Source organism: Flexivirga oryzae (genome assembly GCF_014190805.1).
Lineage (GTDB): Bacteria > Actinomycetota > Actinomycetes > Actinomycetales > Dermatophilaceae > Flexivirga > Flexivirga oryzae.
Genome location: NZ_JACHVQ010000001.1, coordinates 1,499,718 through 1,512,781 on the forward strand (window position 1 = coordinate 1,499,718; position 13,064 = coordinate 1,512,781).

Here is a 13,064-nt window from a genome sequence, read left to right on the forward strand (position 1 = left end):
GGTCGAGGGTTGGGGACGGCGGGTCCGCCTCAGGCGCGCGACACCGGCGTCTTCTTCGGGAAGACCGTGTAGCTGAACGAGATCGCCGCATCGATCGCCAGCACGAGCGTCCAGAACTCCAGCGCGCTGGACAGCGCCGCGGTGCGGTCGGCGTCGTGGATGGCGACGATGGCCAGGCCCAGCAGGGCGGCGCCCACGACGTACGCCAGCAGGTGCGCGTACCACCCCGAGCGTTCGTATGCCGCCCGCGCCGCACCGTACTTCGGCTTCTTCGGTGGGCGCGGGCCGCCCGCGAAACGGTGGGCGAAACGGACGTCGGCCCAGTGCAGCATCCGCCGCCCGAACCCGACGGAGACGCCGATGTAGATCGCGGCCAGGGCGTGTGCCGGTGACGCGGTCCCGCCGCGCCGCAGGTCGAGCACCGAGGCGACCAGGAGGACGAGGTCGACCGCCGGGGCGAGTGCCAGCAGCACCGCGGACGCACGGTTGCGGTGCAGCAGGTACCGGCAGCTGAGCCCGGCGAGCAGGAAGAGCCAGAAGCCGATCTCGCACGCGACGATCACTGCGAGAAGCATGGGATCACCTTATTTCACACGAGTGTGTTGATACCTAAAATAACACAGTCGTGTGATAAAAAGATTGTATGCCGAAGTTGGTCGACCACGACGCGCGCCGCGAGGAGATCGTCGACGCCGTCATGCGGGTCGTCGCGCGTGACGGTTACGCGGGCCTGTCGGTGCGCACGGTCGCCCAGGAGGCGGGCTGGTCACCGGGTTCGATCCGGCACTACTTCAGGACCCAGCAGGAGTTGATCGGCTTCGCGATGACGACCTTGTCCGCCCGGGTGCGGGTCCGCATCGAGCGGCAGGGGAGCCGGGCCACGGACCTGGACGGCGTAGCGCGGCTGCTGGAGGAGATCCTCCCGCTGGACTCCGCCCGTCGCGTCGAATCGGAGGTGTGGCTGGCCCTGGCGGTCGCGGCGCACACGGACCCGGAGCTCGGTGCCATCTGGCGGGAGGTGAACACCGGTCTGCACGGACTGATGGAGTCGTGCGTGCTCGTCGTCGCGGAGTTGTCCGGGCGGGCACTCGACATACCGGCCGAGACGGACCGGCTGCACGCCCTGACCGACGGACTGGCGCTGCACGGGACGCTGCGACCGCGGCTGTCGGCGGCGCGCATGAGGGCTGCGTTGCGGACCCACCTGGCGGAGCTCGCCGCCGGCCGGTGACAGCGGCCGGCGGCGGCGCCTCAGTGCTGGTGCGGCTCGGTCTCCCCGATGGCGCGCAGCGCGAGGGTCGAGTGCGCGTAGGCGCCCCCTGCCCGCATCTCGGCGGCCACCCAGACCGCCTCCATGATCTCCTCGGCCGTCGCGCCCCGGCGCTTGGCGAGCTTGGTGTGCCCGTCGATGCAGTACGGGCACTGGGTCGTGTGGGCGACCGCGACGGCGATCAGCTGCTTGGTCTTCTCGTCGAGTGCCCCCTCGGCGAAGACGGCCTTGCTGAACTCGCGGAACGCGTCATACGGCCCGGGTGCCAGCTCCTTGCGGCGCTGGTCGATCTCACGGGTGGCGGGTTCGTACAGGCTGTCGGCCATGATGGCGCTCCTTCGGGAAGAATGCTGACCTCCCCAAATTAGGACCCGGGGCGATCGGGCGATCCGCGGGCCCGGTCGGTGCGGCGCCGCACTAGAGTCACGGCGTGCTCTACGTGGGACTCAGCGGCGGCATCGGCTCCGGGAAATCGACCGTGTCGGCGCGGCTGATCGAACTCGGCGCGGTGGTGATCGACGCGGACCTGATCGCGCGCGACGTCGTCGCTCCCGACACGCCCGGCCTCGCGGCGGTCGTCGAGCGCTTCGGGCCGGGGCTGCTGTCCTCGGACGGCGCGCTGGATCGCCCTGCGCTCGGTGCCGTCGTGTTCGCCGACCGGAGCGCGCGCCGGGACCTGGAGGCGATCATCCATCCGCTCGTGCGGGACGAAACCGCGCGGCGGCGCGCTGCGGCGCCACGCGAGGCGATCGTCGTGCACGACGTGCCGTTGCTGGTCGAGGGCGACCTCGCGGCGGACCACCACCTGACCGTCATCGTGGACACCGCCGAACACATCCGTGCCGCGCGGCTGGGCCGTGATCGGGGTATGACGGAGCAGGAGGCAGCGGCCCGGATCGGCGCGCAGGCCACCGACGAGCAGCGGTATGCCGTCGCGGACGTGTTGCTGGAGAACAACGGCACACATGACGAACTGCTCGAACGGGTGGAAACGTTGTGGCGCGAACGGCTTTCGCCATACAACGACAACCTGCTGGCAGGCAGGGGAGCGCAGCCCGGCACTCGGGCCGTCGATGGACCTGCAGCGGCCAGGGCCGTTGCACGGGTCCGGCGGCAGCTGGACTTCGCAGGTCTCGGCGACCACATCGGGCAACTGGGGACGACGGGCAGCGACACCATCGAGGTGCGCCTCGCCCCGGCGCCGGCGGTCGGCGACAGCCTGCGCCGGGCGCTGCTCGCGGCCGGTTTCGTGGGCGCACCGGGCGCGACCGACTTCACCGCGTGCGACCCGGCTGCCCCGTTGCGGCTGTCCCTGCGGGACACCGCCGGCTGAGGGCGCCACCGGAGTGCCGGCGACGCGGCGGACGGATGTAACCAAGTAACAGTTCGGTCGTGTCGCGGGATAGTTACCCCCACGTCAGCCCACGTGCCACTAGTGTTCAGGCCGTGTTCCGCATCGTCGAGGAAAGTCTGCGTCCGTGACGGCCTCGCAACCGACTGCTCCCTCCGCACCCCGTACGGGGCCGCCGGAGCCGATCGGGCCGCCCCCACGGCGCAGTGGCCGGCCGTACGGCGAGTGGCTGCTCGCCGCGGCGCTGTTGCTGCCCAACCTGGTGCTGCTGGTGATCTTCACCTACCGGCCGCTGCTCGACGACTTCCGGCTGTCCTTCACGGACTGGAACATCGCGGCACCGGTCGCGCACTACATCGGGTTCGCCAACTACAAGACCTGGTGGCACGATCCGAACTCGCACGAGGTGCTGATCAACACCCTGATCTTCACCGTCTGTGCGGTCGGCATCTCGATGGCGCTCGGCCTGGCCCTGGCCATGTTGCTGGACCAGAAGCTGTACGGGCGCAACCTGGTGCGGTCCACGATCTTCGCACCGTTCGTCATCTCGGGTGCAGCGGTCGGCATCGCGTTCCAGTTCGTGTTCGACCCCAACTTCGGCATGTTGCGCGACATCCTGCACCGGGTCGGCATCGGGGTTCCGGACTTCTATCAGCAGCCGGGGTGGGCGCTGGTGATGGTGACCACCACCTACATCTGGAAGAACCTCGGCTACACGTTCGTGATCTACCTCGCGGCGCTCCAGGGCCGCCGGGCGGACCTCGACGAGGCGGCGGAGATCGACGGTGCCTCCCCCTGGCGACGCTTCTACAAGGTGCTGCTGCCGCAGCTGCGGCCGACGACCTTCTTCCTGTCGATCACGGTGCTGCTGAACTCCGTGCAGGTCTTCGACATCATCAACGTCATGACGCGCGGTGGCCCGCAGGGCTACGGCACGACGACGCTGGTCTACCAGGTCTATCGAGAGACGTTCGTCAACAGCAAGGCGGGGTATGGCGCGACGATCGCCAGCATCATGTTCGTGATCTTGTTGATCATCACCGTGATTCAAGTGCGAGTGATGGATCGGGGGATGAAGCAGTCATGACCGATCAAGCAGTGACCGGAGTCGACGTCGACGAGCAGCCGACCGGTGCACACAACGCCGAGGCGGCCAGCTTCGGCGGCATCGGGATGCAGCTCGCCGGCTACGTCGCGATGTTCCTGGTGTTCCTGCTCGTTGCCGCGCCGCTGTTCTGGATCGTGATCACGTCGTTCAAGGAGCGACCGGACATCTACACGCAGCCGGCGCAGTGGTTGCCGGCGCACCCCACCACCGACGGCTACCACTCGGCGACCACCCAGATCGAGTTCTGGCACTACTTCCGCAACTCGGTCATCATCACCGCCATCCTGTCGATCGCCAAGATCATCCTCGGCGTCATCAGTGCATACGCCTTGTCACTGCTGCGTTTCCCCGGCCGCAACCTGCTGTTCCTGATCATCATCGCGGCCCTCATGGTCCCCAACCAGATCACCGTGATCTCCAACTACGCGCTGGTCAGCCAGCTGGGCTGGCGCAACACCTACCAGGGGATCATCCTGCCGCTGGCAGGGGTCGCGTTCGGCACCTTCCTGATGCGCAACCAGTTCCTCTCGGTCCCGGGCGAGATCATCGAGGCGGCCCGCCTCGACGGTGCCGGACCGCTGAAGATGCTCTGGCGCGTCGTGCTCCCGATGTCCTGGCCGACGCTGATCGCGTTCTCGATCATCACCGTCGTCAACGAGTGGAACGAATACCTGTGGCCGTTCCTGATGTCCGACGACAGCCGCACCGGCACCCTGCCGATCGGGCTGACCCACCTGCAGAACACCGACGGCATCACCAACTGGGGACCGGTCATGGCGGCAACGGTGCTCGCCATGCTCCCGGTGCTGATCGTCTTCCTCGCACTTCAACGACACATGATCAAGGGCCTCACGGCCGGCGCGGTCAAGGGCTGAACCCCTTGACGCACAACACAAAGGAGAAACTCATGTCCAACCTGACACGCCGCGGGCTCGTCGGAGCAGCGGGTGGCGCGGCACTGGCCACCGGTCTGGCGGCCTGCGCCGGCACCGGCTCGGACTCGTCCGACAAGGGTGGCGGCGGCGACTCCAACACCATCGACTTCTGGAGCAACCACCCGGGCACCTCGACCGCCGTCGAGAAGAAGATCATCGCCGCCTTCGAGAAGAAGTACCCGGACCTGAAGGTCAAGCTGACCGACGCCGGTAAGGACTACGAAGAGGTCGGGCAGAAGTTCAACGCCGCGCTCGCCGGTGGCAACCTGCCGGACGTGATCGTCACCTCCGACGTCACCTGGTTCAACTTCGCGCTCAACAACCGCTTCGTCGACATCGGCGCCCTGTTCAAGAAGCACGGGCTGTCCACCGACGACTACGTCGACGGCCTCTACGCCGACTACCAGTACGACGGCAAGCACTACGCGATTCCCTACGCCCGCTCGACGGTGCTGTTCATGTACAACAAGGACGCCTTCAAGAAGGCCGGCCTGCCGGACCGCTCGCCGAAGTCGTGGGACGAGTTCACCCAGTGGGCGCCGAAGCTGAACGCCGCCATGGGCAGCGGCAAGCACGCGCTGATCCTCGACGACGGAGCCGACTACCTGGACTGGACCTTCCAGTCCATCGCGTGGACGTACGGCGGCGGCTACTCCAAGGGATGGAAGCCGACCTTCACCGACCCGAACACGGTCAAGGCCGCCAAGGTGCTGCAGGGCTGGGCGAAGAACGGTTACGTGAAGACCTCGGCGGACTCGGCGAGCGACTTCGGTGCCGGCCTGGGCGCAGTCCTGCTGGAGTCCACCGGAAACCTCGGCGGGCTCACCGACCTCAAGTTCGAACTGGGAGCCGGGTTCGTCCCCGCCCCGGGCGGGAAGAAGTGCTGCCCGACGGGTGGCGCCGGCGTCGCCATACCCTCCGGCATCTCCGCGGCGCGTCAGGCGAACGCCGCGAAGTTCGTGGAGTTCCTGACCAACCCCGAGAACACCGTGCTGTTCACCCAGGCGACCGGATACATGCCGGTGCGCAAGTCGGCACTGAAGCTGCCGGACGAGGTGGCCTACCTGAAGAAGAACCCCAACTTCAAGGTTGCCGTCAACCAGCTGCCGAAGACCCGGCCGCAGGACTACGCCCGGGTCTTCGTGCCCGGCGGTGGGGCGGACATCGGCCAGGCGCTGGACAAGATCGTCGCGGGTTCGGACGTCGAGTCGACGATGAAGGCGCTCGACGCGACCATCACCAAGTCGTACAACTCGCAGGTGAAGCCGAAGCTCAAGGCCTGACCGATGGCATCGGTGTATTTCGACGGGGCGACCCGACTGCACAAGGGCAATTCGAAGCCGTCGGTGGACCGCGTGACGCTGGACATCCAGGACGGCGAATTCCTGGTGCTGGTCGGGCCGTCCGGTTGTGGGAAGTCGACCACGCTGCGGATGCTCGCCGGCCTGGAGCCGGTCGACAAGGGCCGGGTGCTGATCGACGGGCACGACCAGAAGGGCGTGCGGCCGCGGGACCGGGACGTGGCGATGGTGTTCCAGAGTTACGCCCTCTACCCGAACATGAGCGCCGAGGAGAACATGGCGTTCGCCCTGCGCAACGCCGGTATGGGCAAGGCCGAGGCGCACCAACGCGTCGTGGAGGCAGCCGAGATCCTGGAACTCGCCCCGTTGCTGAAACGCAAACCGGGGCAGATGTCCGGCGGCCAGCGGCAGCGTGTGGCGATGGGTCGCGCGATCGTGCGCAACCCGAAGGTGTTCTGCATGGACGAGCCGCTGTCCAACCTGGACGCGAAGCTGCGGGTCTCGACGCGCGCCCAGATCGCCGCGCTGCAGCGGCGTCTCGGGGTCACCACGGTCTACGTGACGCACGACCAGACCGAGGCGATGACGATGGGACACCGTGTCGCCGTGCTGCAGGACGGGGTGCTGCAACAGGTCGACACACCGGAGGAGCTCTACGACCGTCCCCGCAACACGTTCGTCGCGGGTTTCATCGGCTCGCCGGCGATCAACCTCATCGACGCCGGAGTCCGCGACGGACGAGCCGAATTCTTCGGTGCTTCAGTGCCGTTGGAGCGCGAACAGGGAGGTTCGGCGGAACGCGTGACGATCGGTGTCCGGCCCGAGTCGTGGACCATCAGCGACGCACTCCACAAGGACGGCGTCGCGCTCAAGGTCGACATGGTCGAGTCGCTCGGTGCGGAAGTCTTCGTGTACGGCGAGCCGGAGGTGGGCGGTGACGCGCCACGGCTCACCGTGCGCACCGACAAGAAGCACCGCCCCGAGGTCGGTGACATCGTGCGGGTCACTCCGGCCGCCGAGGAGGTGCACGTCTTCGACGCAGCTACGGGCGATCGGCTCTGACGCCGACGACCAACCTGCGGGTCACGGGTCGGTTCGTGCTCGCGATCCTCGTGGTCGGTGTGGTCGCGGGCGTCAGCGGTGCGCTGCTCACCTTGTTGCTGCACCTCACGCAGCACGCGGTGTTCGGGGTCGTGGGTACCTCGTTCGCCCAGGAGGTCCGGGAGGCGCCGCCACTGCGTCGCCTGCTCGGTATGGCGGTCGCCGGTGGCGTCGTCGGCGTCGCGTGGTGGCAGCTGCGCCGGCGGTTCGACGTGGTGACGGTCCGGACCGCGCTGGCTGATCCACCGGCTCGCCTCCCGCTCCGGTCGACCACGTTGGACGCGGTGACGCAGATCGTGGCGGTCGGCGCGGGTGCCTCGTTGGGCAGAGAAGGTGCGCCGCGCCAGTTAGCCGCGGCGCTGGCCGAGGTGATCAGTGCACGGCTCGGCCTGGACGCGCAGCACCGGCGCGTCCTGCTCGGCTGCGCGGCAGGTGCCGGCCTCGCGGCGCTCTACAACGCTCCAGTGGCGGGCGGACTGTTCACGGTCGAGATCGTCCTGGCGACAGTCGATTACGTGGCGATCTCGGCTGCTGGGCTGTCTTCGTGCATCGCCGTCGTCGTGGCATGGCCGGTGGTGGGCCGCAGCGCGATCTACCAACTCGGCACCCACACCACTGCGCCGGGCGTCTGGCTCTGGGCCGTGCTCGCGGGGCCGATCTGCACGGTTGCCGGGCGAGGTTTCGTCCGGCTGATGGACGTGGCGCGGCGCGGCGGTCCACAGCGGCCGACCCGCGTCCTTCCGCTGCACGTCACGGGCGCGATGGCGGTGGTCGGTGCGGTCGCCATGGTCCTGCCCGGGGTGACCGGCAACGGCAAGAGCGTGTTGGAGGCCCTGGTCGGCCGGGGCGGCCTGTCGGCGGGTGTCCTGGTGGCCCTGCTCATCGCCAAGCCTCTGGTGACGGCCCTCTGCCTGCGAGGCGGCCTGGTCGGCGGCCTGATCACGCCGTCCATGGCCACCGGCGGTTCGCTCGGTGCGTTGGTCGCCGTGTTGCTCGGGCACACGCAGGGCGGGGTGACGATGATCGTGTGCGCCATGGTCGGCGCCGCCGCGATGCTCGCCACGACCCAACGGGCGCCGGTCATGGCCGGCGCGTTCATGCTCGAGATATCCCAGTCACCGCCGGCACTGTGGGCCCCTGTTGCCATCGCCGTCTGCGGTGTGTGGTTGACGAACAGGTGGTGGCCGGCGCGAAAATAGTTGTGCGTCTATAATAGTTGTGTGCAACCAACTAAAACCACGCCGGTCGGTGTCTGGCTGAACCTGGCGGCGCTGGTGATGGACAACAAGTGGCTGGTCCGGGATCTGTTGCAGGACCGCACGGGTGGTATGCCGTGGAACGGCTATCGCGTGCTGCGCCGGGTCGAGCGGGAGCCGATGTCCCAGGGCGAGCTCGCCGAGCGCATGGACATCGACGCACCGGCCGCGTCGGTGCTGGTGACCGATCTGGTCGGCCGGGGGTATGTCGAGCGTGTCACGGATCCGGGTGACGGCCGCCGCAAGCTGGTGCGCATCACCGGTGCCGGCCGAGGCCTCCTCGAGGGTCTGCGGTCGGCCGCGGACGTCATACCACCCCCGGTGTCGACCCTCACGCTGAGCGAGCGCCGTGAACTGACCCGACTGATCGAGAAGATGCGGGAGGCGAGCGAGCATGCCTGATGTCGAACTCTCGCGCGGCCGCCGCTTCGGGGTGCTGGCGATCTGCTGCATGAGCCTGTTCATCGTCGGCATCGACTCCACCGGCGTGAACCTGGCCATTCCGTCGATCGGACGGCAACTGGGAGCCAGCGACTCACAACTGCAATGGGTCATCGATGCCTACACGCTGGTGCTGGCCAGTCTGCTGATGCTCTCCGGATCGACCGGTGACCGGCTCGGTCGCCGACGGGTGTTCCAGATCGGGCTGGTGCTCTTCGGCATCGGGTCGATCTGCTGTTCCCTGGCACTCAGCCCGGGTCTGCTGATCGGCGCTCGGATGCTGCAGGCCGTCGGTGGGTCGATGCTCAACCCGGTCGCGATGTCCATCATCACCAATACATTCCGCGATCCTCGCGAACGCGCGCAGGCGATCGGCATGTGGGGTGGCGTCATCGGACTGTCCATGGCGCTCGGTCCGGTGATCGGTGGCGCGTTGGTCGCCGGCATCGGCTGGCGCGCGATCTTCTGGATCAACGTTCCAGTCGTCGTCGCCGCCGTGCTGCTGACTCAGCTGTTCGTGCCCGAGTCGCGTGCCGATCGGGTGCGCCGCCTGGACCCCGTGGCGCAGGGCCTGGTGATCGTGATGTTGGCGGCGGTCACCTACGCGATCATCGAAGGCGGTTCGCAGGGCTGGGGCTCGATCGTGATCGTGGCGTGTTTCGCGCTGACCGTGGTTGCGGTTGCCGCGTTGATCGGCTGGGAGCTGCACCGGGAGGAGCCGCTGCTCGATCCGCGGTTCTTCCGGAGCATCCCGTTCAGCGGAGCGGTGGTCTCCGCGGTGGTCGGGTTCTGCGCGATGGCCGGCTTCCTCTTCCTGAACACGCTGTATCTGCAGGACGTTCGGGGCATGTCGGCGCTGCACGCCGGGCTGATGACGTTGCCCATGGCGGTGTCGGTCGCGTTGTTCGCACCCGTGTCGGGTCGCATCGTCGGCGACCACGGGGTGCGCGTGCCGATGTGCATCTCCGGTCTCGGCATCGGTCTCAGTGCGGTGATGTTGCTGCGGATCGACAACACCACGAGTCTGGTCTACCTCGGTGTCGCCTACCTGCTCTTCGGCATCGGCTTCGGCATGCTCAACGCTCCCATCACGAACTCCGCGATGGCGGGTATGCCGCGGCAGCAGGCGGGCGTTGCGGCGGCTATCGCCTCCACCAGCCGCCAGGTCGGCGGATCGCTCGGCGTTGCAGTGCTACCCGCGATCGCGTTCGGGCACATGCACGGGGACATGACCCATGGCCTGGCCGTCGCGACGCATCCCGCGTGGGTCGTCATGCTGGCGTGCGCGGTGGTGCTGTTCCTGCTCGGCTTCGTCCTCACCGGCGGAGTGGCGTTGCGCTCGGGGCAGCGGGTGGCCGTCGAGCTGGGCAGCTCCTGAGCCCCTGCAGCGGCCGTTCCGGCCCGGCATAGCCTGGACCGCATGACGTTGACCCTTGCCGACGCGGGAGCGCTGGTCGACCGGTTCGCCGGTCCGCTGCTGGCCGACGGGTCGCTCGGAGCCGATGACCGCGTGGCGTCCGTGTGCAGCCTCGGGTGGTACGACGCGCCGACGGCGGCATCGCTGGGTCGCCAGATCCGGGGTTCGCTGCGGTCCGAGACTCTCGCCCACAGCCTGGATGCTGCACTGGGCCGGCCGGATTCACGGCCCATCGCTCTGCGCACGCAGCTGGACGCCTGGTCGTTGGTGCTCGACCCGTGGTTCAACCAGCCGCGACTGCGCTTCCACCCACGGCACACGCGCGGCGGCGGGCGTGCGCTGGTGATCGACTGGCGCGTCGATCGTGAGGTGTTGCTGTTCGCCGCGTCGGACGGTCGTCTGAGGTGGTTGGTGAGTCTGCCCGTCCAGCTCGGCGACGAACTGCCGCGCCCTCTCGCGGGTTATGAACCGGATGAGTTCCACGCATTGGCAACGCAACTGGGCTGGCGTCCGGGGACCGACGCTCGTGCGTTCGCGGTTGCCCTGGCAAGTCGGTGGACCGGCGCCGATCTGACCGCCGACACCTTCGGCGGGCGGCACCGGCGGGTGTCGTTCCGGGACCTGGACTCGCCGCCCACTTCGAGGATCGAGCGTGCGCGTGGGCTCGGACTGACCCCACTCGGTGGCGACCTGAACGCGATCAACCGCACGATGTGGCTGAGTCTCGCCGTCGGTTCGGAGATCCCCGATCCCGACGATCTGCGGCTGGTCAGCCGCTCTGCGGCACAGGTTGCATTGGCGATGGCCGACGCGGCATTGCGCGACGAACTGCGGGACACCGTCGACGCCATGAACCAGACCGGCGGGGAGCCATCGCAGGAGGTGCGGCGGCATCTGCTGGCGCGCGCGGATCGGCTCGCTGCGGCGCCGGGTGGAGCAGTGCGTGCCGCAATCGTGCGCACGGTGGCGGCGGGGCAGTTGGACGACGCGTTCGGCAGCGCCACGGAGGCCGTGCAGGCATGTCCGGTCGTCTCCGGCGCGGCAGCACCGGCGGATCTGTCACCGGGTGAGGCGGACGCACTGGAGCTGTTGCGGGAGGCAGTACGCGATGCACACGAATTCGGTTATGGACAGCGCGACCGACGAGAGGACGTCTTCTGATGCGCGGTGAGTACAAGGTCCCCGGCGGCAAACTCGTCGCCGTCGACGTCGAGGTCGAATCAGGCCGGTTGGCAGGTGTTTCGGTGTCGGGCGACTTCTTCCTCGAGCCCGACGAAGCACTGGAGGACATCGACGCGGCACTGACGGGCATGCCCGCGGACGCCTCCGTCGACCAGTTGGCCGGTGCCATCACCGGTGCCCTCGACCCCGGGGTGAGCCTCATCGGCTTCAGCGCCGACGCGGTCGGCGTGGCGGTGCGTCGTGCGTTGGGCAAGGCGACCGGGTGGGACGACCACACGTTCGACGTCATACCGGCCACGGTCCTGCCACCGGTCGAACACGTCGCGCTCGACGAGGTCATCGCCCACGAGGTGGCTGCCGGCACGCGGCCGCCGACCCTGCGTTTCTGGGACTGGGACTCACCGCTGGTGGTCATCGGCTCGTTCCAGAGCTACCGCAACGAGATCGATCCGGAGGGTGCGGCACGGCACGGGATCGATGTTGTGCGAAGGGTTTCCGGCGGCGGAGCGATGTTCATGGAGCCCGGCAACTGCATCACCTACTCACTGGTGGTGCCGTCGTCGATGGTCGAAGGGCTGAGTTTCGAGCGCTCCTACGCCTTCCTCGACGAGTGGGTCATGGCCGCACTCGCGGAGGTCGGTGTCAACGCACACTACGTGCCGCTCAACGACATCGCGTCCGACAAGGGCAAGATCGCCGGTGCCGCGCAGAAGCGGTTCGCCGACGGCGCCGTGCTGCATCACGTGACGATGGCCTACGACATCGACGCCGACAAGATGCTGGAGGTGCTGCGCATCGGTCGCGAGAAGATGTCGGACAAGGGCACCAAGAGCGCGAACAAACGGGTGGACCCGATGCGTTCGCAGACCGGCCTGCCGCGCGAGCAGATCCTGGAGACCTTCACCAAGTCGTTCCTCGCGAGCTACCGCAGCCGGCTGTCGGCATACACCGACGACGAGCTGACCGAGGCCCGCCGCCTCGTCGACGAGAAGTTCGGCACCGCGGAGTGGACGCATCGCGTGGCATGAGCACCGTTCTGACGGATCGCCTTCGGTTGGAACCGGTTTCGCTGGACAGCGCCGACGACCTGCACCTCGTGCTCACCGACCCGGCCGTCTGGCCGTGGTACGCCGAACGCTGCCCGACCCGCAGTGAGGTGCGCACGCTGGCGAGTCGTATGGCGGACGGGTGGCGGCTGCACGGCGTCCACAAGTTGATTGCCTACGACCGGTCGACGAGGGAGGTCATCGGCCGCGGAGGACTGTCGCGCACACCGGTCGACGCGGACTGGGCGCAGGTCCATCGGTTCCTTCCGCAGGAACCGTGCGCGCTCGAGCCGTACCGCACGAAGGAGCCGTTCGTCGCGCACGCGAACTGGTTGGAGCTGGGATGGGCCGTCCGGGAACGGTTCTGGGGACACGGATATGCGGCTGAGATCGGTCGCGCCGGTCTGGCGTTCGCTTTCGATCGGCTGCAGATGCGTGCCGTGGTCTCGTGCACAGCGCGTAGCAACGTGCGGTCGAGCGCAGTGATGGAGCGTATCGGGATGTCGTACGCCGGTGAGGTACGCAGCCCCGGCGTCGTCCCGGGCAGCCCGGCGCGCGACGAGACGGCGTTCGCCACGTGCGTGCTGCTGCGCGGCCAGTGGGGGGTGGGGTCGGGTCGCTGACTCCGATTCCGATGAGGAGCGTAGCGCTCCGTG

14 protein-coding genes are annotated in these 13,064 nt (G+C 68.2%); 12 read left to right on the plus strand and 2 right to left on the minus strand.

Annotated elements, in window-relative coordinates:
• Positions 1–29 precede the first annotated feature (29 nt).
• On the minus strand, positions 30–575 hold the full coding sequence (locus FHU39_RS06880) for a hypothetical protein (protein WP_183319659.1): 546 nt from the start codon (positions 573–575) through the stop codon (positions 30–32).
• A 68-nt stretch (positions 576–643) separates the two neighbouring features.
• On the opposite strand from FHU39_RS06880, the gene FHU39_RS06885 reads away from it, so the two are divergent.
• A complete protein-coding gene (locus FHU39_RS06885) occupies positions 644–1,231 on the plus strand; it encodes a TetR/AcrR family transcriptional regulator (protein WP_183319660.1) in 588 nt (195 codons plus the stop codon).
• A 20-nt stretch (positions 1,232–1,251) separates the two neighbouring features.
• On the opposite strand, the gene FHU39_RS06890 is transcribed toward FHU39_RS06885, so the two are convergent.
• Positions 1,252–1,596, minus strand: a complete 345-nt coding sequence (locus FHU39_RS06890) for a carboxymuconolactone decarboxylase family protein (protein ID WP_183319661.1) — start codon at positions 1,594–1,596, stop codon at positions 1,252–1,254.
• Positions 1,597–1,700: 104 nt separating this feature from the next.
• Here FHU39_RS06890 and coaE point away from each other — a divergent pair, with 104 nt between their 5' ends.
• From coaE to FHU39_RS06945, 11 genes are all read left to right on the plus strand, one after another.
• The gene (gene coaE / locus FHU39_RS06895) at positions 1,701–2,603 is read left to right on the plus strand and encodes a dephospho-CoA kinase (RefSeq protein WP_183319662.1); all 903 of its coding nucleotides are present in this window, start codon (positions 1,701–1,703) and stop codon (positions 2,601–2,603) included.
• Positions 2,604–2,748: 145 nt separating this feature from the next.
• On the plus strand, positions 2,749–3,708 hold the full coding sequence (locus tag FHU39_RS06900) for a carbohydrate ABC transporter permease (RefSeq protein WP_343065766.1): 960 nt from the start codon (positions 2,749–2,751) through the stop codon (positions 3,706–3,708).
• The gene (locus FHU39_RS06905; RefSeq protein ID WP_183319663.1) at positions 3,705–4,604 is read left to right on the plus strand and encodes a carbohydrate ABC transporter permease; all 900 of its coding nucleotides are present in this window, start codon (positions 3,705–3,707) and stop codon (positions 4,602–4,604) included. Before FHU39_RS06900 ends, FHU39_RS06905 begins: the two co-directional genes overlap by 4 nt.
• A 32-nt stretch (positions 4,605–4,636) precedes the next feature.
• A complete protein-coding gene (locus FHU39_RS06910; RefSeq protein ID WP_183319664.1) occupies positions 4,637–5,947 on the plus strand; it encodes an ABC transporter substrate-binding protein in 1,311 nt (436 codons plus the stop codon).
• A 3-nt stretch (positions 5,948–5,950) separates the two neighbouring features.
• The gene (locus tag FHU39_RS06915; protein WP_183319665.1) at positions 5,951–7,027 is read left to right on the plus strand and encodes an ABC transporter ATP-binding protein; all 1,077 of its coding nucleotides are present in this window, start codon (positions 5,951–5,953) and stop codon (positions 7,025–7,027) included.
• Between the two features lie 35 nt (positions 7,028–7,062).
• Positions 7,063–8,265: a chloride channel protein gene (locus FHU39_RS06920; protein ID WP_183319666.1), complete on the plus strand. Its 1,203-nt coding sequence runs from the start codon at positions 7,063–7,065 to the stop codon at positions 8,263–8,265.
• Positions 8,266–8,286: 21 nt separating this feature from the next.
• Positions 8,287–8,724, plus strand: coding sequence for a MarR family transcriptional regulator (locus FHU39_RS24100; protein WP_183319667.1), 438 nt, complete (start codon positions 8,287–8,289; stop codon positions 8,722–8,724).
• The gene (locus FHU39_RS06930) at positions 8,717–10,141 is read left to right on the plus strand and encodes an MFS transporter (RefSeq protein WP_183319668.1); all 1,425 of its coding nucleotides are present in this window, start codon (positions 8,717–8,719) and stop codon (positions 10,139–10,141) included. Before FHU39_RS24100 ends, FHU39_RS06930 begins: the two co-directional genes overlap by 8 nt.
• Positions 10,142–10,183: 42 nt before the next feature.
• Positions 10,184–11,341, plus strand: a complete 1,158-nt coding sequence (locus FHU39_RS06935) for a hypothetical protein (RefSeq protein WP_183319669.1) — start codon at positions 10,184–10,186, stop codon at positions 11,339–11,341.
• Entirely contained in the window at positions 11,341–12,390 is a 1,050-nt protein-coding gene (gene lplAB, locus FHU39_RS06940; RefSeq protein WP_183319670.1) for a lipoate-protein ligase LplAB, read from the plus strand. The genes FHU39_RS06935 and lplAB overlap by 1 nt, the downstream gene beginning before the upstream one ends.
• Positions 12,387–13,031: a GNAT family N-acetyltransferase gene (locus FHU39_RS06945; RefSeq protein ID WP_183319671.1), complete on the plus strand. Its 645-nt coding sequence runs from the start codon at positions 12,387–12,389 to the stop codon at positions 13,029–13,031. Before lplAB ends, FHU39_RS06945 begins: the two co-directional genes overlap by 4 nt.
• Positions 13,032–13,064 lie beyond the last annotated feature (33 nt).